The 25077-nt window shown below is 62.0% G+C and carries 20 protein-coding genes; 7 read left to right on the top strand and 13 right to left on the bottom strand.

The genetic code is table 11. The features are described from left to right. The 3 genes from AW06_RS00250 to tsaE all read right to left on the bottom strand — a co-directional run. On the bottom strand, positions 1–3495 hold a 3495-nt coding region (locus tag AW06_RS00250; protein ID WP_273704245.1), incomplete at its 3' end, for a filamentous hemagglutinin N-terminal domain-containing protein. A 380-nt stretch (positions 3496–3875) separates the two neighbouring features. Further along, positions 3876–5261 carry an N-acetylmuramoyl-L-alanine amidase gene (locus AW06_RS00245; RefSeq protein WP_034943741.1) on the bottom strand — a complete coding sequence of 462 codons (1386 nt, stop codon included), beginning with the start codon at positions 5259–5261 and terminating at the stop codon, positions 3876–3878. Continuing rightward, a complete protein-coding gene (gene tsaE, locus AW06_RS00240) occupies positions 5216–5719 on the bottom strand; it encodes a tRNA (adenosine(37)-N6)-threonylcarbamoyltransferase complex ATPase subunit type 1 TsaE (protein WP_034943759.1) in 504 nt (167 codons plus the stop codon). The genes AW06_RS00245 and tsaE overlap by 46 nt, the downstream gene beginning before the upstream one ends. Between tsaE and queG the strand changes: the two genes are divergently transcribed. Further along, positions 5714–6856, top strand: coding sequence for a tRNA epoxyqueuosine(34) reductase QueG (queG, locus tag AW06_RS00235; protein WP_273704244.1), 1143 nt, complete (start codon positions 5714–5716; stop codon positions 6854–6856). The two genes, tsaE and queG, sit on opposite strands and share 6 nt — an antisense overlap. Before the next feature lie 18 nt (positions 6857–6874). On the opposite strand, the gene AW06_RS00230 is transcribed toward queG, so the two are convergent. Next, positions 6875–8515, bottom strand: coding sequence for an electron transfer flavoprotein-ubiquinone oxidoreductase (locus tag AW06_RS00230; protein WP_034943737.1), 1641 nt, complete (start codon positions 8513–8515; stop codon positions 6875–6877). Between the two features lie 669 nt (positions 8516–9184). On the opposite strand from AW06_RS00230, the gene AW06_RS19555 reads away from it, so the two are divergent. Further along, on the top strand, positions 9185–9610 hold the full coding sequence (locus tag AW06_RS19555) for a BrnT family toxin (protein ID WP_138678531.1): 426 nt from the start codon (positions 9185–9187) through the stop codon (positions 9608–9610). Here AW06_RS19555 and phoR read toward each other — a convergent pair. The 8 genes from phoR to phoU (AW06_RS00190) all read right to left on the bottom strand — a co-directional run bounded on the left by phoR (position 9512) and on the right by phoU (AW06_RS00190) (position 16872). Beyond that, positions 9512–10822 (bottom strand): phosphate regulon sensor histidine kinase PhoR, encoded by a 1311-nt coding sequence (phoR, locus tag AW06_RS00225; protein ID WP_138678530.1) that lies wholly within the window; start codon positions 10820–10822, stop codon positions 9512–9514. The genes AW06_RS19555 and phoR overlap by 99 nt on opposite strands. Next, a complete protein-coding gene (phoB, locus tag AW06_RS00220) occupies positions 10819–11544 on the bottom strand; it encodes a phosphate regulon transcriptional regulator PhoB (protein ID WP_034943732.1) in 726 nt (241 codons plus the stop codon). The genes phoR and phoB overlap by 4 nt, the downstream gene beginning before the upstream one ends. After that, on the bottom strand, positions 11541–12239 hold the full coding sequence (gene phoU, locus AW06_RS00215) for a phosphate signaling complex protein PhoU (RefSeq protein WP_034943729.1): 699 nt from the start codon (positions 12237–12239) through the stop codon (positions 11541–11543). The genes phoB and phoU (AW06_RS00215) overlap by 4 nt, the downstream gene beginning before the upstream one ends. 96 nt (positions 12240–12335) lie before the next feature. After that, a complete protein-coding gene (gene pstB / locus AW06_RS00210; protein ID WP_034943726.1) occupies positions 12336–13118 on the bottom strand; it encodes a phosphate ABC transporter ATP-binding protein PstB in 783 nt (260 codons plus the stop codon). A 14-nt stretch (positions 13119–13132) separates the two neighbouring features. After that, positions 13133–13975: a phosphate ABC transporter permease PstA gene (pstA, locus tag AW06_RS00205; RefSeq protein WP_273704243.1), complete on the bottom strand. Its 843-nt coding sequence runs from the start codon at positions 13973–13975 to the stop codon at positions 13133–13135. 17 nt (positions 13976–13992) lie between these two features. Then, entirely contained in the window at positions 13993–14979 is a 987-nt protein-coding gene (gene pstC / locus AW06_RS00200; protein WP_034943720.1) for a phosphate ABC transporter permease subunit PstC, read from the bottom strand. Positions 14980–15059: 80 nt separating this feature from the next. Further along, complete coding sequence (gene pstS / locus AW06_RS00195) at positions 15060–16076, bottom strand: phosphate ABC transporter substrate-binding protein PstS (RefSeq protein WP_034943717.1); 1017 nt, start codon at positions 16074–16076, stop codon at positions 15060–15062. Positions 16077–16179: 103 nt separating this feature from the next. Beyond that, a complete protein-coding gene (gene phoU / locus AW06_RS00190; protein WP_034943714.1) occupies positions 16180–16872 on the bottom strand; it encodes a phosphate signaling complex protein PhoU in 693 nt (230 codons plus the stop codon). Positions 16873–17122: 250 nt separating this feature from the next. Between phoU (AW06_RS00190) and AW06_RS19550 the strand changes: the two genes are divergently transcribed. From AW06_RS19550 to AW06_RS00170, 4 genes are all read left to right on the top strand, one after another. Further along, a complete protein-coding gene (locus tag AW06_RS19550) occupies positions 17123–18817 on the top strand; it encodes a PAS domain-containing sensor histidine kinase (RefSeq protein WP_171047374.1) in 1695 nt (564 codons plus the stop codon). 241 nt (positions 18818–19058) lie between these two features. After that, positions 19059–19994 (top strand): alpha/beta hydrolase, encoded by a 936-nt coding sequence (locus tag AW06_RS00180; protein WP_138678525.1) that lies wholly within the window; start codon positions 19059–19061, stop codon positions 19992–19994. A gap of 76 nt (positions 19995–20070) precedes the next feature. Continuing rightward, positions 20071–21606, top strand: coding sequence for an AMP-binding protein (locus tag AW06_RS00175; protein WP_034943711.1), 1536 nt, complete (start codon positions 20071–20073; stop codon positions 21604–21606). A gap of 2 nt (positions 21607–21608) precedes the next feature. Continuing rightward, positions 21609–22412 (top strand): SDR family NAD(P)-dependent oxidoreductase, encoded by an 804-nt coding sequence (locus AW06_RS00170; RefSeq protein ID WP_034943709.1) that lies wholly within the window; start codon positions 21609–21611, stop codon positions 22410–22412. 67 nt (positions 22413–22479) lie between these two features. Here the strand turns inward: AW06_RS00170 and paaY are convergent, their stop codons facing one another. After that, positions 22480–23091: a phenylacetic acid degradation protein PaaY gene (gene paaY / locus AW06_RS00165; RefSeq protein WP_034943707.1), complete on the bottom strand. Its 612-nt coding sequence runs from the start codon at positions 23089–23091 to the stop codon at positions 22480–22482. A 261-nt stretch (positions 23092–23352) separates the two neighbouring features. Here paaY and ipdC point away from each other — a divergent pair, with 261 nt between their 5' ends. Beyond that, positions 23353–24978 carry an indolepyruvate/phenylpyruvate decarboxylase gene (gene ipdC / locus AW06_RS00160; protein WP_034943704.1) on the top strand — a complete coding sequence of 542 codons (1626 nt, stop codon included), beginning with the start codon at positions 23353–23355 and terminating at the stop codon, positions 24976–24978. Positions 24979–25077: the final 99 nt, after the last annotated feature.

Below are 25077 nucleotides of genomic sequence, written 5' to 3'. Positions count from 1 at the left end.
CGCGAAGTTCTGGACCGATAGGCCACCGCCATTGGCGAGCGTGATGCGGTCGCTGGCGGATACGAGCACGCTGCCGGTCTGACCCGCAGAAAGCGCTTCTGCGTTGCTGAAGACACCCGTTCCAGACAGGGTGAATCCCTGGCCATCGACACTGAGTCCGGCGGTGCTGACCTTGACTGAACCCGCCTGGCCGGAAGAATGAGTCGAGGTATCGATGCGTCCTCCGCCGAGAATCGCAATCCCTCCGGTCGCCTGCACATCGACGCTGCCCGCCTTGCCGGTGCTGCCGAATGCCGCATCGCTGGAGATCCCGGTTTTGTACCCGTGCCCATCAATCGTGAGGTGATGGGCGAACACCTTGACCGCTCCCGCATCGGAAGAAGAGGTGGTGGAAGAATCGATATACCCCCCGTCGAGAATGACCATGTTTCCGGTCGCCAGCACCTCCACATTGCCCGTTCTGCCGGTGCTTCCGTTATAAGCACCGCTGGTGATTCCCGCCCCCAAGCCTTGACCATCGATGCTGAGACTGCCAGCCCTGACCTTTACCGAGCCTGCATCACCAGCGGAAAAGGTCGAGGCATCGATGTATCCCCCCCGGAGCATATGAAAATGACCAAGCACTGCCACATCAATGCTTCCAGCATTACCCGTGTTGCCTGACGCTCCAAAAGGATCGCTGCCAATGCCGGCCCCTGCACCCTGACCATCGATGTTGAGGCTGCCGGCGCTGACCCTCACCGAACCCGCGTCCCCTGAAGAGAAGGTCGAGGTATTGATATATCCCCCGTTGAAGATCGAAATGTTCCCGCTGACCGCCACATCGACTCTACCCCCCTTGCCCGTTGAACCGAAAGCCGCACTGCCGATACCCGCTGTCGAGCCCTGGCCATCGATGATCAGGCTGCCGGCGTTGACCTTCACTGATCCCGCATCCCCCGAGGACGAGGTCGAGGAATCGATTCTGCCGGCGCCGAACAGCGAAACCTGTTCAGTGGCAACGACTTCGACGCTGCCCCCATTGCCAGCTGTGCCGTAAGCGCCGCTGCTGATGCGCGTCCTTTGGCCAGCCAGGGTAAGGCTGCCGGTGCTGATTCTCACCGAACCCGCATCCCCCGAAGACAAGGTCGAGGAATCGATCCTGCCAGCGTCGAGCAGCGAAATGTTTTCAGTGGCCGTTACTTCCACACTGCCACCCTTGCCGGTCGTTCCGTAGGCGCCGCTGCTGATGCGAGTCCCTTCGCCGGCAAGCGTGAGGCTGCCGGTGCTGACTCTCACCGAACCCGCATCCCCAGAAGACAAGGTGGAGGAATCGATTTTGCCGGCGTTGAGCAGTGAAATATTCCTGGTCGCGGCCACCTCGACGCTGCCGCCCTTGCCTGTCGTTCCATAAGCGCCGCTGCTGATGCCAGTCTCCGCGGAGCCTTGGCCATCGATGGTGAGACTGCCCGCGCTGATTCTCACCAATCCTGCATCCCCCGAGGACAGGGTCGAGGAATCGATTCTGCCGGCGTTGAGCAGCTCGAGCTTGCCGGTGGCCAGTACGTATACGCTCCCGCCGTTGCCCGTGCTGCCGGAGGAAGCGCCACTGCTGATACCCGTACTGTTCACCGAGCCCTGGCCATCGATGGTTATCTCTCCGGCGCTGACCTGCACCGATCCCGCATGCCCGGAAGCGAAGGTAGAGGAGTAGACATACCCGCCGTTGAGAATCTCGATCTTCCCTGCAGCGTCGACCTCCACACTGCCCGCCATGCCCGTCGACGAGGTAGAGGAAGTGATGTATCCTCCATTGCGAATTCCGATATCTTTGCTGGCAACGACCTCCACGCGGCCCGCCTTGCCGGTGGTTCCGAACGCAGCACTGCTGATGTTGGCCCCCTGGCCGTCAATGCTGAGGCTGCCGCTGCTGACCTTCACCGAACCGGCATCGCCAGACGATGTGGTCGAGGAGGTGATGATTCCTCCGCTGCGAATCGCAATATGGTCGCGGGCAAGGACTTCCACGCTGCCCGCCATGCCGGTCGTTCCAAAAGCACCGCTGGCAATGCCGGCCTCCTCGATCGTGAGGCTGCCGGTGCTGACCTTTACCGAACCGGCATCACCCGACGAGGCGGTCGAAGAAGTAATGAGTCCTTGATTGAGAATCTCGATATTGCCACTGGCCGCGACCTCGACGCGGCCAGCCTGACCGGTGCTGCCGTCTCTGGCAACGCTGAAAATCCCGGTCGAGCCACCTCCCCGCCCATCGATCGTGAGGCTGCCCGCACGGACACCCACCACTCCGGCATTGCCCGATGACCAGGTGGACGACTCGATCAGCCCGCCGTTGAGGAGGGTCAAGCTGTTGCTGGCGGCGACATCTACGTATCCGGCGTTACCCGAACCCTGGTCATACGTACCACTGCTGATGGCAGCGCGCTCAAGCGTGAGGCTGCTGGCACTGACCTTCACCGACCCGGCATCACCGGAAGAATAGGTGGAGGAATCGATATATGCGCCGTTATGGACCGCGAGGGTTCCCGCAACGGTCACCTCTACGCTGCCAGCCTTTCCGGAGGTGACAGTATCGGATGCGATGACACCGTCGTTGGTGAGCAACATATTATTCGCTGCGGCGATGTCGAGATCACCGCCTTTTCCTGTTCCGTTCTCTGCTCGACTTCTTATCCCGGTCAATCCTCCGCTGCCCGAATCGACCCTGATGTTTCCGGCACTAACGGCAATCTGTCCGCCCTCGGTCGCACCGGTGGCCGCAGTCTGCAGCGTGCCGCCGTTCATGATATCGATATTTCCATAGGCCGCCCGCAGTTTCCCCGAGAAGGGAACTTCCTGGGCATGCTGCCCCACCGCCACGACCCGGAGGTCTCCTCCGCCGATCGTCACGAGGTGTCCATGGTCGATCACGATGTCCCCCCCAACGACGCTGACAGAGGCTGGTGACGACGGTCTGAGAAGGGTTCCGCCATTGACGGTGACCGTCGCCCGCGTCGTTCCAAGAAAACCAAAATCCTCCGGTGAGGCGCTGGAGAAGGTGCTGGCAGAAGTCGTGTCGGCATGGAAATGGCCGTCGGGAAACTTCAGATAGTTGGCCGTGCTGACGTGCAAGGCTGCCGGCACATCGACCACCGCCCCCGCGCCGAAGCTCACTCCCGCCGGATTGATGAAAAAGAAATTGGGGGCACTGCCGGTACTCCCTGGATCGAGTTTCAGCAAGCCGTTGATGGCCGATAGCTGCCCGCCGGTGACCCGCGCAAAGACATTGCGGGCGGCGGTATCGATGGTGAACACCGCGCCGTCCCCATTCCCCACGCTGAATTTCGCAAAACTATGGAAGACGTTGCTACCGGCGCGTTGACCGTAATTTTCCGGGATGGTGATTTTCTGGTAGGTCACCGCGCCCCTGGTCACCGTCCCCGATGGCGTCAGCGCCAGCGTGGGTCCAGCGCCGATACTGCCATCGCGGACGATATCCGATACTGCCAGCGCCGGCAACGCGCAAAAGGTCGCTGCCAGCAGGGCGGCGGCCGTCGGGTGCGAACGAAAGTGTTGGGCAGATACCTTGCTCCCCTGCCATTTCGCGGCTCTCCCCTCGCTGCTCGTAAAAAAGGGGGCGGGGGATGAGATGGGGAATTCGCAGAGCCTGCTCTGCGCCAATCGAACGATTCCGGCGTGCGAACCGGAATGCGCCCTGCAAGGGAAGGAAACGCTCACGACCCTCATGATCGGGGGTGCCTGGAACAGGCATCCCCGTTAATGTGAAAGTCGCGTATGCGACTCACGAATCTCCCCTCCCCCCTCGCGGGGGAGGGGTCGGGGGAGAGGGATACGGTCATGACTTTCATGATCGGGGGTGCCTGGAGAAGTCATGACCGTTAGTCCAGTCTCGCCAGTGTCGACTTGGCCAGAGGGGGATTCTTGGCGAAGTATTTCTTGATCCCTGAGAAAATCGCTTCGGCCATCTTGTCCTGGTAGGCATCATCGTTCAGCCGCTTCTCTTCTTCGGGATTCGAGATGAAAGCGGTCTCGACCAGGATTGAAGGAATATCGGGGGCCTTGAGAACGGCGAAGCCAGCCTGCTCGACCCTGGGTTTGTGCAAGCGGTTGATGCCGCCGAGTTCGCCAAGAACGGCCTTGCCGAGCTTGAGGCTGTCGTTGATCGTTGCGGTTTGCGAGAGGTCGAGCAGCGTACGGGCCAGAACGGGATCCTTGACGTCGATATTCACGCCTCCGATCAGATCTGCAGCGTTCTCCTTCTGTGCCAGATAGCGTGCGGCAGAACTCGAGGCACCACTCTCCGAGAGAACGAACACTGACGAGCCGTTGGCGTCCGGACGGACAAAGGCATCGGCATGAATCGAAACGAACAGGTCGGACTGAATTCGCCGGGCCTTCTGCACCCGTACATGTAATGGCACGAAGAAATCCGAGTCACGCGTCAGCACCGCTCGCATATTGGGTTCGGACTCGATCTTGGCCCGCAGGCGCTTGGCCACCGCCAGCGTGACGTTCTTTTCCAGGCTGCCGCCACTCCCGACGGCTCCCGGATCCTCGCCACCATGTCCCGGATCCAGGGTGATGGTCACCAGGCGGTCGACCACCGGCCGGCCCTGACGCTTGGACACCGCTTTCTGCTCGGCCACTGGTTGTGGCTCGGATTTGATCTCTGGCTTCAACTCGGATTTCGCTTCCGGCCGGGCTTCTGTAGGTAACTCCGGGCGGGAATCCGGTTTGCTGATGGGCCGACTTTCGAGCGGCGCAGGCCGAGGCTCCTTGTTATCCAGCAGCGAAAGCAGCGGATCGGGGGGGTTCAGGGGATATACGTCGAGAACCAGCCGATGCCCGTAACCCCCCACCGGCGGCAAAACGAAAACCTGCGGATTGACTTCGCCCTTGAGTTCCATGACCAGGCGGACGATGCCGGGCTTATAACGCCCGGCCCGCAGCAGCTTGATGTTGGGATCGTTCGCAGCGACCTTGTTGCCGAGACTTTCGAGCACATTGTTCAACTCGATGCCTTCGAGGTCGACAACCAGACGTTCCGGATCCTTGACCATGAAATGCGTGTATTTCAGAGGCGCTGCGTGTTCGATCGCCACCCGCGTGTAATCTGCTGCCGGCCAGATGCGTACCGCCAGAACACCGGGGTTGCGGTTGGCGGCGGCGGTCGACAGCGGACTGACCGTCAGCAGCAAGGATGCACCGGTAAACTTGATCAGCTTGCGGCGTCCGGCCAGCCGCTCTGCAGCGCTTTCAGACATTCTTCTCCCTCCACGCTAGACGCGAAGACGCCGAGCAGCCGCCCACGCCCGGAAAATTGCAAGCGAACGACCAGATCGGGGAGCGGTACGTAGCCAGCAGCCTTTTCAGGCCACTCGACCAAGCAGATGGAATCGTCGCGGAAGTACTCGGCAAGGCCTGCATCCAAAAACTCTTCTGGAAAGTTGAAACGATAGAAATCAAAGTGATACCAGTATATCCTCGAAATCACATAAATTTCAACCAATGTATAGGTTGGACTCTTGACCGGCCCGGCATGATGGCGTGCACGCAACAGTGCGCGTACCAGCGTCGTCTTGCCGGCGCCAAGGTCACCGTCGAGCCAGACCACCATGCCAGGATGGAGCAACGGCGCCAGTTGGTGGCCAAAGGCGTCGGTTGCCACCTCATCCGGCAGGTGCAGGGTCAACGTAGACGACTTATCATCCGGATCATGCACGCAGGGAACTCCCAAACAGACGCGAATCTGCCAAACGGCCAGACCGATTATGCCCACGTCGTCAGACGGATCAGACAATGGGGACAGGAACTCGGCTTTGCCTCGATCGGCATCGCCCGCGCCGAGCTTGCCGAGGCGACGCCACGGCTGATGCGCTGGCTGGCACTCGGCCGGCATGGCGAGATGGATTATATGGCCAAACACGCCGCCTTGCGCGCTGCGCCGGAACGCCTGCTGCCGGAAGTGCTATCGGTCATCTCGGTCCGCCTGCCCTACTGGCCGGTGGCTGCCGATGCGTCGGCGCAACTCGCCGACGGCGAACGCGCCTACGTCTCGCGCTACGCGCTGGGACGCGACTACCACAAGACGCTTCGCAGCCGCCTGCAGAAGCTCATCGACCGCCTCCGACACGAAGCCGCATCGCTGGGACTGGCCACGCCTTTCGCTTGCCGCGCGTTTTCCGATTCGGCACCGGTCATGGAGACCGAGTTCGCGGTACAGGCGGGCGTTGCCTGGCGCGGCAAGCATACGCTGTCGTTGACGCGCGAGGGATCGTGGCATTTTCTCGGCGAGATCTACACCACCCTGCCGCTGCCACCCGACCAGGCGATCCATGATCACTGCGGTGACTGCCGGCGTTGCCTCGATGCCTGCCCCACCGCGGCGATCGTCGCCCCCTACGAAGTCGACGCCCGCTTGTGCATTTCCTACCTGACGATCGAATTGCCGGGAACCATCCCGGTAGCGCTGCGGCCCTTGATCGGCAACCGCATCTACGGCTGCGACGACTGCCAGTTATGTTGCCCGTGGAACCGCTTCGCCCGGCTTGGTGATGCCGATTTTGCCGTTCGCAACGGTCTCGATGCGACGCCACTGACCGCCCTCTTCGCCTGGAGCGAAAATGAGTTCAACACGCGCCTGGCGGGCAGCGCGATTCGCCGGATCGGACACCAGCGCTGGCTGCGCAATATCGCCGTCGCGCTCGGCAACGCCCCCAGCTCGCCGGCGATCTTCGCGGCCCTGGCAGCGCGTCAGGACGACCCCTCGCCGCTGCTGCGCGAGCATGTCGCCTGGGCGCTGGCCGCACAGGCCGGTCGGCATCGTGAGCCGCTCGACGACGCCCACGGTCACGGCTGACTCGAACGGTCTGCGTCCTCACATATTGGGATAGTTGGGACCGCCGCCACCTTCTGGCGCCACCCAACGGATGTTCTGCGTCGGGTCCTTGATGTCACAGGTCTTGCAGTGCAGGCAGTTGGATGCATTGATCTGCAGGCGCGCGCCCCCGGCCTCCTCGACGATCTCATAAACACCCGCCGGGCAGTAACGCTGCTCAGGAGAAGCATATTCCTTGTAATTGATCGCGATGGCCTTGGCACTGTCGAGCAACTGCAGATGCACGGGCTGTTCTTCCTCGTGCGCCGTATTGGAGACAAAGACCGATGACAGCCGGTCGAAAGTCAACTGGCCGTCCGGCTTGGCGTACGGGATGGGCTGATAGCGGGCAGCCGGGGCGAGTTGCTCATGGTCGCTGGTCTTGTCCTTGAGCGTAAAGAACATGCGACCGCCGAAAAGATTCTGTTGAATCCAGTTGAATGCGCCACCCATGAAGGTGCCGAACTTGTGCAGGGCCGGCCCGAAATTGCGTGCCCGATAGAGTTCGGCATACAGCCAGCTGTCCTTGAAAGCCTGCGCGTAAGCCACGAGGTCGCTACGCCCCTGGTCTCCGGCCTGCAGCGCCGCATGGACCGTTTCGGCGGCCAGCATTCCCGACTTCATGGCGGTGTGCACCCCCTTGATCTTGGCGAAATTCAGCGTACCGGCGTCACAGCCGAGCAGCAACCCGCCAGGGAAGGTCTGTTTCGGCAGGCTGTTCAGCCCGCCCTTGGTAATCGCCCGCGCTCCATAGCAAAGGCGCTTTCCCCCTTCGAGATACGGCCGGATCTTGGTCTGCGACTTGAAGCGTTGAAATTCCTCGAAGGGCGAGAGATAGGGATTGGCGTAATTGAGATCAACGATCAGGCCGACCACGACCTGATGATCTTCCATGTGGTAGAGAAATGACCCCCCTGTAGCTCCGTGCTCGCTGAGCGGCCAGCCGGCGCCATGGACCACCAGCCCGGGCTGGTGTTTCGCGGGATCGATCTGCCAGAGCTCCTTGATCCCCAGGCCATAGTGCTGGGCGGTCGCGTTGGCGGCAAGATCGTAGCGGGCGAGCAGCTCCTTGCCGAGCTGACCGCGCGCACCCTCGGCAAATAGCGTGTATTTGGCGTGCAACTCAAGGCCAGGCTGAAAGCTGTCCTTCTCTGCGCCGTGCTTGTCACGGCCCATGTCGCCGGTGGCCACGCCTTTCACCGAACCGTCGTCGTGGTAGAGAATCTCGGCAGCGGCAAAACCCGGGAAAATCTCGACTCCCAGCGCTTCCGCCTGCCCGGCGAGCCAGCGACAGAGGCTTCCCAGACTGATGATCCAGTTGCCGTTGTTGTGCATCGGTGCCGGGACGGCAAAATTGGGCAGCTTCACCGCCGAGGTCTCGCTACGATAGAGATAGACCTGATCCTCGCTGACCGGGGTCTTCAGCGGGGCTCCTCTGGCCTGCCAGTCGGGCAACAATTCATCGAGCGGCCGGCTCTCGAAGAGCGCTCCCGAAAGGATGTGGGCACCGACCTCCGACCCCTTCTCCAGCACCATCACCGCCAGGTCTGGATTCAGCTGTTTGAGGCGAATCGCCGCGCTCAAACCCGCCGGACCCGCGCCGACAATCACCACATCGTATTCCATTGCTTCACGTTCCATTACCGCTCCTCTAGGTTTCTCAATCGCTCCCGGTTTGACGGAAGGCCCTCCGATACCGGCCTGGTCGCTGGTCCGATGCACACTCATCAGCCGGCGCACACCCTCTTGTATCGTATACCCCAGTCCGGGTATGTGGTCAACGTCTGGGCAGCCCCATGGGGTTGCTATACATTTTGCTGGACGGCACAATATATACAGTGGGTGTATGGCTGCAACTGCGGGGGGTTCCATGCCAGTCGTCGGCTTCCTAGACTTCGCCATCACATGAGGGTTATGTCGATGGGCACACGCATTCAGACCGAAGTTCCTGCGAGCTTCGGCAGCCGCTCGGCGGAGTTGCGCAAGGCGGGCAGGATTCACGCAGGTCGAGCTGGCCGGCGAACTGGGCATCTCGCAGCGCATGATGGCTTAATACGAGAGTCCGACGGCAACGCCGCCGGCCAATCTGATACCGGCCATCGCCACGGCGCTCGGTGTGTCGATCGACGAGTTGTTCGGGCGCGAAACAAAGCGCCGCTTGGTCAAGCAGGACGGCGATAGCCGTCCTGCGGCGGCGCTTGCTGGCCATCGAGAAGTTGGACGTGGCCGAGAAACGCCAGGGGCTTCAGTTGCTCGATGCCTTCATCGAGCGCGGGCAGTTGAAGCGAAAGGCACAGGCACGGCGCGGTGATGTTATTCTACTTCGATTGGGACACCAACAAGGCGAGAGCCAATCTGGCCAAGCATGAGGTATCGTTCCGATTGGCAACCTCGGTGTTTCGGGATGCGCTGGCGTTGACGAACTTCGACGAGGGTCACAGCGATGACGAGGACCGCTGGGTGACGCTGGGACGGGCGCAAAACTGGCAGGTTCTGGTGGTGGTCCATACCAGCGAGGAATCAATCAGGATGGAAATGCACATCCGCATCATTTCGGCGCGTCGTGCCGATCGGCAGAAGTGCGCGACGATGACAGCCATGACTTTCATGATCGGAGTGCCTGGAAAAGTCGTCACCTCAGGCCAACGGCGGCAAACGCCAGGCCGGAAACTCGGCGCGGAAAGTGCTGCCCTCGCCGACCCGCGACTCGATCAGCAGGGCGGCCTGATGGCGTAGCAGAATGTGCTTGACGATCGCCAGACCAAGACCGGTACCACCGGTCTCGCGTGAGCGACCCCGGTCGACGCGGTAGAAGCGTTCGGTCAGGCGGGGCAGATGCTCGGCGGGAATGCCGACACCGGAGTCCTGCACGGAAAAGACACCGAGCCGATCACGGGTTCCCCATTCGATGCGAATCTCGCCGCCGGCCGGCGTGTAGCGAATGGCGTTGGAAACCAGATTGCCGAAAGCGCTGTGCAACTCCTTGCGGTTTCCCCGCAGGGCCGGACCATGACATAGGATCTGAATACCATGCCGGCCTTCGCTGAGGCTCTGCGCTTCGGACAGCAACTGCGCCAGCAGTGGGTCCATTTCGACTTCCTCCTCGCTCGCCGGTGCGTCTTCCGCTTCGAGCCTCGACAAGGTCAGAAGATCGTCGACCAGGCTCAGCATACGTTTTGTCTGGTCGCTCATGATGCGCGCGAAGTACAGCCGCTGTTCGGCACTCATCACGCCACCGTCGGTGAAGTGTTCCAGAAAACCACTGACCACGGTCAGGGGCGTACGCAGCTCGTGTGACACATTGGCCACGAAGGTACTGCGCATCGCCTCGACGCGGTGGGCATCGGTCACATCGAGACTGACCAGCAACTGCTTGTGCTTCCCCAGAGGGACGGCGCGAATGGCATAGACGCGGCTGCGCGCGGCCTTCGACCGGAGGATGAAGGGAGCCTGCCCGTCGGGGTTGCCGAGGTAATCGGCAAAGCCTGGAAGGCGCACCAGTTGTTCGATGATCGCCCCGTCATCGCGCGGCAAGCGGATGCTCAGGTGTTCGCCGGCGGCGCGATTGCTCCACTGGATCTGGTGACTGGCGTCGAGGATCACCAGACCGTCGGGAACAGCGTCCATGGCCTCCCGGAACGACTGCAGTTCGGCCTCGACTTCCTCGACCCGGCGGGCATCATGATGCAACCGGCGCGACAGCCTAGTGAAGACTTCGCCCCAGGCGCCACCGGCGTCAGGCACTCGGGCACGATCCGGGGCATCGAGCCACGCCGCCAGGACCGTCAGCCGCCGGGTCTGCATCAGGACGATCAGCAGCAAGCCGAGCGCCGCGGTCGCCCAGCCCCAGGCTGCGCCATGGATCAAACCGAGCAGCAGCGCCGGCGCAACGATCGGCAGCACACCGCTCAGCAGGATCTTCGCGAACCCTGGTACGGCAGCATTCATGCGGCCGGCAGTGGCGATGCCGGCAAGGTGCCGAGTTTGTAACCGGTCCCGCGCACGGTCTCGACCATCTGCTCGGCGACTGGCCCGAGAGCGACGCGCAAGCGCCGGATGTGGATGTCGACGGTGCGGTCCTCGATATAGACGTGATCGCCCCAGACGTTGTCGAGCAGTTGCTGGCGCGTATAGACGCGTCCGGCATTGGCCATCAGGAAACGCAGTAGCCGGAATTCGGTCGGGGTCAGGGTGATCCGCAGGCCGAGCACGCGCGCTTCGTGGCTGACGGTGTCCAGCTCGATCGGGCCCGCACTCAGCGTACCCTTGGCAAACTCGGGAGCGCAGCGGCGCAGGACTGCCTGCACGCGCGCCAGCAGTTCCTTGGTGCTGAAGGGCTTGACGATGTAGTCGTCGGCGCCGCCTTCGAGCCCGGCAACACGATCGGCTTCCTCGCCACGCGCGGTCAGAAGGATGATCGGCATGCTGCGCGTTCGCCGTTCGTTGCGAAGCTTGCCGACCAGTGCCAGCCCGGACTTGCCGGGCAGCATCCAGTCGATCAGCGCGATGTCGGGCAGCGTTTCACGCAGCAGCGTTTCAGCCTCTTCGGCGGTGTCGGCACAGACCGGCTGGTAGCTGCCGCAGACGAGCGTGAAGCGCAAAAGCTCCTGAATGCCTCGGTCGTCCTCGACGACGAGCACCCGTGGCAGGCTGGAAACCGATGGGTTCATGCCTTCTCCGCTTTCCTGGCAGCGCTGCCGGTATGCCGAACATCGATGCCGCTGACGGTGTAGATGACGTTTTCGGCGATATTGGTCGCGTGATCACCGACCCGTTCGATGGCCTTGGCGATCCAGATGATGTCGAGTGCCTCGCCGATCGTGCGAGGATCCTCCATCATGTAAGTGACCAGTTGTCGCAGAATCGAGTTGAAAGCGGCATCGATCTCCTTGTCCGCCTTGATCACCTGGCGAGCCGCGTCGACATCCATGCGGGCCAGCGAGTCAAGTGCGCCCTGGAGCATTGCAGTGACCAGTCCACCGCAATGATGAAGATCGGACAGTCGCGGGATGCGCTGCCCGCTGACCCGATGCAGCTTGCGCGACTTGTTGGCGATCTTGGCCGCCTTGTCGCCGCTGCGCTCGAGGTCGGTGACAATTCGCGAGATGGCCATCACCAAGCGCAGATCGCAAGCGGCGGGTTGCCGGCGTGCGATGAGTAGTGTGCAGTCCTCATCGATACCGACTTCGTAAGCATCCACTTCAGCGTCCGTCCGGACGACTTCCTGCATGGCCTCGATATTGCCGGTACTGAAGGCGTCGATCGCCGCCATCAACTGCCTCTCGACCAGGCCACCCATCTGCAGGACGCGGGTACGAATGCCTTCAAGTTCGAGATCGAACTGCTTGCTGAGATGACTGCTCATGGGGCTGGCCTCCTATTTCGAAATGGGAATCACGCCTGCAGGATACGAGGGCAATGTGACTGCAGGATGACGGCAGGTCTGACGAGCAGGATGGCATCAGCCGAAGCGCCCGGTAATGTAGTCCTCGGTCTGCTGCTTTTTCGGCTTGACGAACAGCTCCCGGGTATTGCCAAATTCGATCAATTCACCGAGATACATGAATGCCGTGTAATCGGAGATGCGCGCCGCCTGTTGCATGTTGTGGGTGACGATGGCAATCGAGTAATCGGACTTGAGTTCGTTGATCAACTCCTCGATCTTGGCGGTGGACAGCGGATCCAGCGCGGACGTGGGTTCATCCAGCAGCACCACATCGGGTTTGACCGCGATCGTGCGCGCGATACACAAGCGCTGCTGCTGGCCGCCCGACAGCGACAGCCCGCTCTGCTGCAATTTGTTCCTGGTTTCTTCCCACAAGGCCGCCTTGCGCAAGGCCCATTCGACGCGCTCGTCCATGTCGGACTTTGCCAGGGGTTCGTAGAGCCGCACACCGAAAGCAATGTTTTCGTAGATGGTCATCGGAAACGGCGTCGGCTTCTGGAAGACCATGCCAATCCTGGCACGCAGCAGATTGACATCCTGTTTCCTGTCAAGCAGGTTCTGGCCATGGAAGATGATCTGCCCTTCCGCACGCTGGCCCGGATAGAGATCGTACATGCGGTTGAAGGTCCTCAGCAGGGTGGACTTGCCGCAACCGGAAGGGCCGATGAACGCCGTCACCTTGTTTTGTGCGATGTCCAAAGAAACCTTGTTGAGGCCCCGGAAGTCGCCGTAATAGAAACTCAGGTCGCGGACTGCCAGAATGGCTTCGCCGTCGGCAGCTTGTTGAAGGGCGGACATGGGAAACTCCGGGTCTAGTCTGAGGTTTTCTTGCGGAACAGGACGCGTGCGACGATGTTGATCGCGAGCACCATCAGGGCAATCAGCAGCGCACCGCCCCACGCCAGGTTCACCCAGTTGTCGTACGGGCTCATCGCGAACTGGAAGATCACTACCGGCAGGTTGCCCATCGGTTGCGACATGTCGGTACTGTAGAACTGGTTGTTCAGCGCGGTAAACAAGAGCGGCGCGGTTTCTCCGGTGACCCGGGCGATGGCCAGCAGGATGCCGGTCAGCACACCCGCCTTGACCGCACGCAGGGTGACTTTCAAGGACACCTGCCAGTGCGGCGCGCCGACCGCGAAAGCCGCCTCGCGCAGGCTGCCGGGCACCAGCAGCAGCATGTTCTCGGTTGTTCGCACCACCACCGGAATGGCGATCAGCGACAAGGCCAGCGACCCCGCCCAGCCGGAGAAGCCGCCCAGGGTCGCCACCGCCAGAGCGTAGACGAACAGTCCAACGACGATCGAAGGTGCCGACAGCATGATGTCGGTAACGAAACGGGTCGCGGCGGCGAATCGGGACTTGCCGCCAAATTCGGCCAGGTAGATGCCGGCGAGAATTCCGATCGGCGTCGAGACCAGAGCGGTGACGCCAACGATCAGCAGGCTGCCGACGATCGCATTGCGCAGCCCGCCCCCTTCACTGCCGGGTGCCGGCGTGTCCCGGGTGAACAAATCCCAGCTCAGCGCCGCGAAGCCGTTATAGAACAGGGTCCAGAGAATCCACAGCAAGGCGAGCAGACCGAAGGCCATCGCCAGCATCGACAGGCCAATGCCGATGCGGTTGGTCAGGATCCGGCGAGAATAGCGATTCATGACAGGTCTCCCCCTTCTCACTTGCCTTGCCTGGCAAGGCCGCGCCGGATCAACCAGCGAGAAATTGCCAGCACCACGAAGGTGATGACGAAAAGAACCAGGCCGAGGGCGAACAAGGCGGAAATATGCAGGCCGGGGTCGGCTTCACCGAATTCATTGGCCAGCGTCGAGGCGATCGAGGTTCCCGGCGCGAACAGGCTGCCGACGATGCGGTTGGCGTTGCCGATCACGAAGGTGACGGCCATCGTTTCTCCGAGTGCGCGGCCCAGCCCCAGCATGATGCCACCGATGACGCCGACGCGGGTGTAGGGCAAGACCACGCCGGTGACGACTTCCCAGGTGGTGCAGCCGAGACCATACGCCGATTCCTTGAGTTGTGCCGGCACCGTTTCGAAGACGTCACGCATCACCGAGGCGATGAAGGGAATCACCATCAGCGACAACACGATGCCGGCGGCGAAAATACCGACACCAATCGGTGGACCGGCAAACCAGCCGCCGATCACCGGCAGGTCGCCGAAAAGCGTTTGCAGAAGCGGTTGCACCTCTCTGGCGAACAGTGGCGCAAACACGAACAACCCCCAGATGCCATAGATGATCGAAGGCACCCCGGCCAGCAGTTCGATGGCGGTACCCAGCGGGCGACGCAGCCAGGCCGGGCAGGTTTCGGTGAGAAACAGGGCGATGCCGAAACTGACCGGCACGGCGATGAGCAGTGCAATGGCCGAGGTCACCACGGTGCCGTAGATGGCGCTGAGCGCGCCGAACTGCGCTTCCGGAACGTTCCAGACATTGGTCCACAGGAAAGCCGCACCGAATTCCCTGAACGCCGGTAGCGCTTCAATCGCCAGGGCGATCAATATGCCCGTAAGCGCGGCCAGGACAATCAGGGCGAACAGCAGGGTCAGTTGATGAAAGATCGTGTCCTGAAGTTTGAACTTTCTGATCTGTCTGGCCTGGAGATCGGACCTGATGGGTCTGCGGGTGGACATCACTGCGCTCATGGCGATCATTCCTCACGTGGAACGGCGGTTTCCAAGGGTCGCCGCAAGAACGGCTTGCGGGCAGGTTTCGCCCGACAACCTTATTTGATGTTCTTCATCTCGGCTTCAACCATCTTTACCACGCTCGCAGGGAGCGGCACGAAACCCAGATCCTCGGCCATCTTCTGACCGTTGTTCAGGGCCCAGCCAAAGAAGTCAACCACGCCTTTCTGCTTGGCAGCGTCGGCCCCTTTCTCGTAGGCAAGAATGTAGGTCGCACTGGTGATCGGCCAGGCATCCTTGTGAGCCTGGTCGAGCAGGTCGGGAGCCATGCCCCTGACTTTGAAATTGGCGCCGGCGGCCGCAGCCTCGACGGCGTTCTGCGTCGGCACGATGTACTGGCCGGACTTGTTCTTGAGGGCCACGAAGTTCATCTTGTTCTTCGTGGCATCGGCGATATCGACGTAGCCAATGGCACCGGCAATCTTCTGCACATTGGCGGCAACGCCGGGGTTCCCCTTGCCGCCAACGCCGTTGGCGGGCCAGTTCACAGTGTTGCCGGCACCGACCTCGTTCTTGAACGACGCCGACTGCCGGGCCAGATAATTCGAAAAAACGAAGGTGGTTCCCGATCCGTCGGAACGGAAAGCCACGGTAATTGCCAGATCAGGCAGCTTCAGGCCGGGGTTCAGGTTGACGATGGCCGGGTCGTTCCATCTCCTGATGGCGCCCCGGAAGAGGTCGGCAAGCGTGGGGCCGTCGAGTTTCAGTTTTCCGGACTCGATGCCGGGAACATTGATCACCAGGGTCACGCCGCCCATCACGGTCGGAACCTGTACCAGACCGGCAGCATCGAGATCGGATTCGCTCAGTGGGGCATCGGTGCCGCCGAAGTCTACGGTCCTGGCCTTGATCTGCTTGACGCCGCCAGAAGAACCGATGCCCTGATAGTTCACCCGGTTCCTGGTCGCCATCTGATAGGCCTCGGCCCACTTGGTGTAGACCGCATAGGGAAAAGTGGCGCCGGCACCAGTGATGTCGGCAGCCAGCGCGGAGAGAGTCAGGGACAGGCAGGCAATCAGAACAGACAGCTTGCGCAAGGTGCGATGGGTATTCATTTTCAATCTCCGGACAGTCGGGGGGTGATAGGGGTGTGGCGGCAGTCTAGGGCTTGATCGTTGCGGGATGATGACGGCCGGCCTCAGCAGCCACCTGTCGGCGTCAGGCATCGTCAGTTGGCTTGGGAAGCGTGTGCCGAATGTCGATGCCGCTGACGACGTAGATCACGTCCTCGGCGATATTGGTCGCGTGATCGCCAATCCGTTCGATGGCCTTGGCGATCCAGAGGATGTCGAGCGCTTCGCTGATCGTGCGCGGGTCTTCCAGCATGTAGGTCAGCAGTTGCCGCAGGATGGTATTGAAGGTGGTATCGACGGCCGCGTCCGAGCCAATGACCCGGCGGGCCGCCTCGACATCCCGATGGGCCAACGAGTCGAGCGCTGCCCGCAGCATATCGGTGGCGAGCCGTCCGCAATGGTCGAGGTCGGTCAATCGCGGAAGGTGTTGAGCGCCGGCCAGACGCAGCACTCGCGACATGCTGGCGATCTCGCAGGCCTTGTCGCCGATCCGCTCGAGGTCGGTCACGATCCGCAGGATGGCCAGAATCAGGCGCAAATCGCCCGCCGCGAGTTGCCGGCGGGCAATCAGCAGCGTGCAGTCCTCGTCGATGCCGACCTCGTCGGCATCGACCTCGCGCTCACCGTCAATCACCCGCTGGCTTGCCTCGGCGCTGCCGGTACTGAACGCTTCGATCGCCGCCAGCACCTGTCTTTCGACCAGAGTACCCATCTGCAGAATACGGCTGCTGATGTTTTCAAGTTCGCGGTCGAACTGCTTGCTGAGGTGATCACTCATGAGTCTGTGCTCGCATTGGGAGGTGGGATTTGCGATCCGATGATAGGCTCGGCATGTTACGAAAAAATGACGGATACCGGTCCGGCATCGAGCAAGGCCGGATTGGCATCGTGGTCTAATTTCTGTGGAAGAATAGACCGTCATAGACCGTCCAGTCGCATTGGAGATGTGCATGCACGCAGGGTTGCGACCAGCCAGGGCCGCTATAATCGCTATTCCAGCCAATCAGCCCAGCCAACCTGACAACCGTATGACTGTTATTTCCCACGTTCAAACACAGGTGGAGCAAAGTGTTGAGGCCCATAGCGGCGATCTCGCCACAGATCGTGCTGTCCGGCCAGGCAGCGAAGATCGCCTGCGCCTGGTCATCGAAGCGACCAGCGACGGAGTCTGGGACTGGAACCTGCAAACCGGCGAGATGTTCTTCAGCGACCGCTGGTACACCATGCTCGATTATGCTCCTGGCGAATTTGCGGCCGGCTACGCGGTTTGGCGCGAGCGGGTCCATCCTGACGATATCGACGCCGCGGAAGCAACCGTTCAGGCGCATCTCGATGGCCATCTGCCCGAATTCAGCATTGAGTTCCGGATGCAGGCGAAAAACGGGGACTGGCGATGGATCAATAGTCGTGGCAAGGTGATCGTGTACGATGCCATCGGCAAGCCCCTGCGGATGGTCGGCACGAACGTGGACATCCATGCGCGCAAGCAGGCCGAAAGTGCGTTACGGCTTGCCCAACTGTCGATCCAGAGGGCCTCGGATGCGGTGTTCTGGATTACCCCAGGCGGACGTTTCATCGAGGTCAACGATCAGGCCTGCCATTCTCTTGGCTATTCGCGCGATGAAATGCTGAGCATGGCAGTCTGGGATATCGATCCCAACTTCTCGCCGGAAGATTGGCCGCCCCACTGGCAACGGACCCGGCAACTGGGAAAGCGTCTTTTCGAAACCCGGCATCGACGCCGCGATGGCACGATCTTTCCGGTCGAAGTCACCGCCAACGCAGTTGAATACGACGGTGGGCAATATGACTTTGCTTTCGTCCGTGACATGACCGAACGTAAGCGGGTGGAGGCAGATCTGCAACGCCATCGCGAGCATCTCGAAGACCTGGTGAACGAGCGCACGGCCGCTTTGGCACGCACCAATGTCGAACTTCACCAGGCAATGGCCCAACTGGTGGAGTCGGAAAAGCTGGCGGCATTGGGCCACCTGGTGGCAGGCGTGGCGCACGAACTGAACACGCCCCTGGGCAACGCCCGGATGGTTGCCAGCACGCTCGGCGAGCAGTTGCGCGAATTTGCCCTGGCAGTTGAATCCGGTAGCCTGCGTCGGTCGCAGCTGGAAGCCTTTCTCAGCCGCAGTCGCGAAGCCGTCAACCTTCTGGAGCGCAACACCGCCCGTGCCGCCGATCTGATCGGCCATTTCAAACAAGTGGCGGTAGACCAGAGCACGGTTCGGCGGCGCTCCTTCGACCTGCGCCAGACCGTCGAGGAGGTGCTGACCACCTTGCAACCGATGTTCAAGCGCTCGCGCCACCAGATTGCAGTGGACATCCCCGCCGGCCTGGAACTGGACAGCTACCCCGGCCCCCTCGAACAGATCATCGCCAATCTGATCGGCAATTCACTGACGCACGGCTTCACTGGAATCGAAACCGGTCTGATCGAACTGAAGGCCGACGCCACTGACACCCGGCAAATCGTCCTGCGTTACGCAGATAACGGCATCGGGATGTCAGCGGCGACCCTCAAGCGCATTTTCGAACCGTTCTTCACCACACGGCTGGGTCAGGGCAGCAGTGGCCTGGGACTGTACATCGTCTACAACCTGGTCACGGGAGTGCTCGGTGGGACGATCCACGTCGACAGCTCTTTGGATCGCGGGGCAAGGTTCACCTTGACCTTGCCGCTTAGCGCGCCGGATCATCAGGTGATGACCTGACTGAATGCTTCTGGCACGGGCAAAATCTCTGGTGATGTTGCGATGGTGATGCGCTGGCCGGCTAGTGACGATTGACTTCACTTACCCGATGCGAGGATACTCTCGACAGCATCATTGAATTTCCCGACCTGCCGCAGGCGATGGCGGCCACGGCTTTCAGGCCGACGCCCTGCCCGCCAGACAGAAGACAGGGAGTTGCAAAGGATCGATCCGAATAACTGAACGACATCGGGGCTCGAACATGGCGATACTCAAGGAATTTGAAGAACTGGTGGTGACATCGCGAGCCGGCCAAGCTGCCAGCGGCCGTTTGCACGAGATGCGTGAAGGCTCGGTACGTTGCCTGGGGCCACATGGCCTGCACCGCATGGCTTACGTCGAGTGGGGCGACCCGGCAAATCCACGCGTCCTGATCTGCGCGCACGGCCTGACCCGCAACGGCCGCGATTTCGACGTCCTGGCCAACGCCCTGGCCGACGATTACCGGGTCGTCTGCCCGGACGTCGTCGGGCGTGGCCGTAGCGATCGGTTATTCTTTCCCGATGACTACGGCGTGCCGGTCTACGCCAACGACATGATGACACTGATCGCTCGCCTCGCGGTGGACTCGGTACACTGGCTGGGAAGTTCGATGGGCGGCCTGATCGGCATGTTCCTTTCAAGCCTGCCGGGCTCGCCAATCAGTCGACTGGTGCTCAACGACGTCGGGCCGACGATCGGTATCGACGCTCTGCAGCGCATTGGTGAATATCTCGGCAAGGCTCCGGATTTCGCCGATCTGGCCGAGGCAGAAGCCTATGTGCGCGTCGTGTGTGCGCCGTTCGGCGCCCTCACTGACGCGCAGTGGCGCTTCATGACCGTCGTCGGCACGCGAGCGAAGCCTGATGGCGGCTTCGAGATCAACTATGACCGCGCGATCGCCCAGCCCTACCAAAAGGCCTTCCTTGAGGCCAAGGAGATCAACCTCTGGCCGATGTACGACGCCATCCGCTGCCCGACGCTGGTCCTGCGCGGTGCGCAATCGGATATCCTGCTGCACGACACCGCTACCGAGATGACGACCCGAGGACCGCGTGCAAAGCTCGTCGAAGTGCCGGCAGTTGGCCATGCCCCGATGTTCCTCGAAGAATCGCAGGTACGCATCGTCCAGGACTTCCTGCTCGCTGATCAAGGTTGAGCGCGGGGCCTGGCGTGTCCAGGGCACAGAGGACTTTCGACAGAGCGGCGCGAGTACCCAGTGCGCCATTCCAGCGATGAATCTCGCGCACCTGCTCGCCCGCACCGCTCGGGTTCTTCCCGAGCAACCGGCGGTCGCGCTTGGCACGCGCGAGCTTTACTCGTACGGCGAATTGTTCCGTCGTGCAGCGAAGATCGCCGGCGGTCTGCGCGGTCTGATGGGTCTGCAGACTGGCGACCGGGTTGCTCTGTTCATGACCAATTGCCCGCAGTACCTCGAACTGCTCTACGGTATCTGGCATGCCGGCCTGGTGGCCGTGCCGATCAACCACAAGCTGCACGCGCGCGAAGTGGCCTTCATCGTTGACGATTCGGCGGCCGCATTGCTGTTTGTTGCTGACGACCCAGGCGAAGATGAGCGAATCTGGCGCGAGAAGAATTCGGACCTGCGCGTCGTTCCGGTGGACGCCGCCACTTACCGACGACTGACCAGCGCCGACCCGATTGCCATCGTGCCGCGCACCCCCGACGATCTGGCCTGGCTTTTCTATACCTCGGGAACCACCGGCCAGCCGAAAGGCGTGATGCTCTCCCAGCGCAACCTGCTGGCGATGACTCTGGCCTACTTCCCGGACGTGGACCAGGTCACACCCTCCGATAGCATCCTTTATGCTGCGCCGATGTCGCACGGTGCCGGCATGTACAACTTCGCGCATGTACTGGTCGGCGCGCGCCATGTCATCCCCGAATCGGGCGGCTTCGACGCGCATGAGATCGTGTTGCTGTCGCAGCGCTTCCGCCAGGTGTCGCTGTTTGCCGCACCCACGATGGTCCGCCGTCTGGTCGACCAGGTCTCCGAGCGAAGCGCCGACTGCAGCGGCATCAAGACCATCGTCTATGGTGGCGGACCGATGTATCTCGAAGACATCCGGCGATCGCTCGACGTGCTTGGCGACCGTCTGGTGCAGATCTATGGACAGGGTGAAAGCCCGATGACGATCACTGCGCTGTCGCGCCAGCATTTGGCGAACCGCGCCCACCCACGCCATCGCGAGCGGATCGCGTCGGTCGGTGTCGCTCACAGCGTCGTCGAGGTCGTCGTCGCCGATGCCGACGACCAGCTCTTGCCTACCGGTGCCATCGGCGAAGTACTCGTGCGCGGCGAGACCGTCATGCAGGGCTATTGGCGAAACCCGCAAGCAACAGCAACGACGCTGCGCAACGGCTGGCTGCATACCGGCGATATCGGCAGCCTCGATGCCGACGGCTTCCTGACGCTGAAGGACCGCTCCAAGGATGTGATCATCAGCGGCGGCACCAACATTTATCCGCGCGAAGTCGAGGAAGTGCTGCTGCGGCACGCGGCGGTGGCCGAGGTCTCGGTGGTCGGCCGGCCCAGTGCCGAATGGGGCGAGGAAGTGGTCGCCTTCGTCGTATGCCAGGCAGGCGTATCGGTGCCGATCGCCGAACTCGATCGCCTGTGTCTCGACTCGATCGCCCGCTTCAAGCGGCCCAAAGACTACATTTTTGTATCGGCGCTGCCCAAGAACCACTACGGCAAGGTTCTGAAGACCGCGTTGCGACGCCATTGGACTCAGTACGGAGAGAACTGATCATGGGCAAACGCCTGCAGGACAAGGTGGCCATCATCACCGGCAGCGGCTCGATCGGGCCGGGATGGGGCAACGGCAAGGCGATGTCGGTGCTGTTCGCACGCGAGGGCGCCAGGGTCGTCGGCGCTGACATCGATGCCGAAGCCGGCGCGGCGACACAGAAAATCATTGACGATGAAGGGGGAACCGGCATCACCGTCGTTGCCGATGTGGCTCGCGCCGCCGACGTCGAACGCCTGGTGGCGACGGCACTCGACGCCTACGGGCGCATCGACATCCTGGTCAACAACGTCGGCATTGCCGTCGTCGGTGGCCCAGCGGAACTCGACGAGGCGACCTGGGATCGGCTGATGAGCATCAACCTCAAGAGCACCTACCTGACCTGTCACCACGTGCTGCCGGTGATGATCCGCCAGCACGCCGGGGTGATCGTCAACAATGCCTCAGTGGCCGTGCTTGGCTGGGCCGGAGTCAACTACGGCTTCTACGCCGCCAGCAAGGGGGCGATGGTGGCGATGACGCGCACCATGGCCATCCGGCACGCGCCCGATGGCATCCGTGCCAATTGCGTCCTGCCCGGACTGATGAATACGCCGCTGGTGCATGCCGCACTCACCCGCGTCTATGGCGAGGAAGGCGACATCGCCAACCTGATCCGCACGCGCGACGCCCAGTGCCCGCTAGGTCACATGGGCGACGCCTGGGATACCGCCCATGCGACGCTGTTCCTGGCATCCGACGAAGCCAAGTACATCACCGCCACCGAACTCGTCGTCGATGGCGGTCTGTCGGCACGCTTCGCGTAGCAATCCGGCGGCATGCCTGTGGCGAACACGGCCTGGGCCGGTGCGTTCGTGCTCACGAATCACGAAATCAGCGCTTCTTCAGTTCGACCAGCGGGATCACGTCCGGCATGTGGATGCGCGGGCGGTCAGGTTCGGCTTCGCAAAGCGGTTCGCATTCGACCATCGTGCTCAGGCAACGAAGGGCAAGGTCCTGGTAGGTGTGGGTACCTTCGACCTTCCATGCCATCTCCTCATCGGAGAGGAGGCGAATGACCCTGGCCGGAATACCGGCGGCGAGGCTGCGCGGCGGGATCTCGACACCGGCCTTGACGAAGGCGCAGGCGGCAACCATCGCGGACTCGCCGATGATGGCGTTGTCCATGATCACTGCATTCATGCCGACCAGCGCATTCCTTTCGACACGGCAACCGTGCAGCACGGCACCGTGGCCGATGTGGCCGTCTTCGCCAACGACGGTGTCGGTACCCGGAAAGCCATGCATGACACAGCTGTCCTGGAGATTGGCGCCGCGTTCGAGGATCAACCGCCCGAAATCGCCGCGCAAGCTGGCGCAGGGGCCGACATAGCAGCCGGGGCCGACGATGACATCGCCGATCAGGACGGCGGTCGGATGGACGAAGGCCCTCGGGTCGACCACGGGTACGATGCCGTCGATTGCATAGACGCGCAGGGTATTCATGAACAGCCTCCCGAAAGGTGGAACGGGGATTCTATCCATGAACGGCCGTTTCTCGATACAGTATTGGCAGAAAGCCAGAGGGTAAATTTGTTCCACCCGTAAGACCATTGGTTTTCAGTCATTCTGGGGGGCAAGCCGGAATCCGGCAGGTCCATCGAACTGGGGTTCAGAAGCCTGGTTAGATAGAACAAATCTATCCTGCAGAACGCCATGATGAGCGTTCCACGCCCGATAATTGCAGGTCTTTTGCGAGGAGTCCGCATGAACATCACCGAATCCCTGCTGCATGCCCTGAAGGCGCATGGCGCCCATGAAATCTTCGGCATTCCTGGCGATTTTGCCCTGCCCTATTTCCGCATCATCGAGGAAAGCGGTATCCTGCCGCTCTACACGCTCTCGCACGAACCTGGCGTCGGTTTCGCGGCCGATGCGTCGGCTCGCTACCATGGCACGCTCGGCGTCGCCGCGGTCACCTATGGCGCGGGCGCGCTCAACATGGTCAATGCCGTCGCATCGGCCTTTGCCGAAAAGTCGCCGCTGGTCATCCTGTCCGGCGGCCCCGGCAAGAACGATGCGCGCTCGGGGCTGCTGCTCCATCATCAGGCGAAGACACTCGACTCGCAGTTCCAGATCTACCGCGAGATCACCTGCGACCAGGTACGTCTCGACGACGCTGCCCGCGCACCGGCCGACATCGCGCGCGTGCTGGCGAATTGCCGCCGGCATTCGCGACCCGTCTACATCGAACTGCCGCGTGACATGGTGAGCACACCCTGCGCCACGACACCCACGACAGAACCCGCCGGACCCGACCCCGATGCGCTTGCCGCCTGTGTGGACGAGATCCTCGGCCGCTTGGCTGCGGCCACGGCGCCGGTCCTGATGGTCGGCGTCGAGGTCCGGCGTTTCGGCCTTGAGGCCAAGGCCGCCGAACTCGCCCGCCGACTTGCCCTGCCGGTAGTCACCAGTTTCATGGGGCGCGGCCTGCTGGCGGCGGCCAATGCGCCACTGATGGGCACCTACCTTGGCATTGCCGGAGCGCCAGACGTCACCACGGCCGTCGAGTCTTCCGACGGACTGTTTCTGCTCGGAGTCATCATTTCCGACACCAATTTCGGCGTATCCGACAAGAAAATCGACCTTCGCAAGACCATCCAGGCGCTCGATCGCCGTGTCACGATGGGCTACCACACCTACGATGCGATCGGTCTCGAGTCACTCGTCGACGCCCTGCTGGCACGGACCGTGCCCTCCGACCGGCACTTCGACGTCAAGAAGCAGGACTACCCCTTCGACCTTCCCGACGACGATGCGCCATTGATGCCACTCGACATCGCCACTGCGGTCAACGACCTGATGCGCGACAAGGGCCGCATGCCGATCGCCTCGGACATCGGCGACTGCCTGTTCACGGCGATGGACATGGCCAACACCGAACTCGTTGCCCCCGGCTATTACGCGACCATGGGCTTCGGCGTACCAGCCGGCATCGGACTGCAGGCGGCATCCGGCGAGCGCACACTGATCCTGGTCGGCGACGGCGCCTTCCAGATGACCGGCTGGGAACTCGGCAACTGCCGGCGCTTCGGCTTCGACCCGATCGTGATCGTCTTCAACAACCAGTCGTGGGAGATGCTTCGGACCTTCCAGCCACAATCGGGCTTCAACGACCTCGACGACTGGCACTTCGCCGAGATGGCTCCGGCCATGGGTGGCGAAGGCGTTCGGGTCAGCACGCGGCGCGAACTGAAGCACGCACTCGCCGAAGCACACGCGACACGAGGCAAATTCCGGCTGATCGAGGTCATGCTGCCTCGCGGCGCGCTGTCGCCGACGCTGGCGCGCTTCGTTACCGGTCTGCGGCGGCTGACGGCCAACCCGGGTTGAAGCAAAGCAATCCCAAACACCCTCCGGAATTGGAATGCCGTTTGTCCATCCAGCGGCTGACGCGGCTGCTCGATGCCGCGCCTAGCAGCCTGTCGGACT

Source organism: Candidatus Accumulibacter cognatus, from assembly GCF_000584975.1.
Taxonomy (GTDB): Bacteria; Pseudomonadota; Gammaproteobacteria; order Burkholderiales; family Rhodocyclaceae; genus Accumulibacter; species Accumulibacter cognatus.
This window is presented reverse-complemented; position numbering and strand designations above follow the sequence as displayed.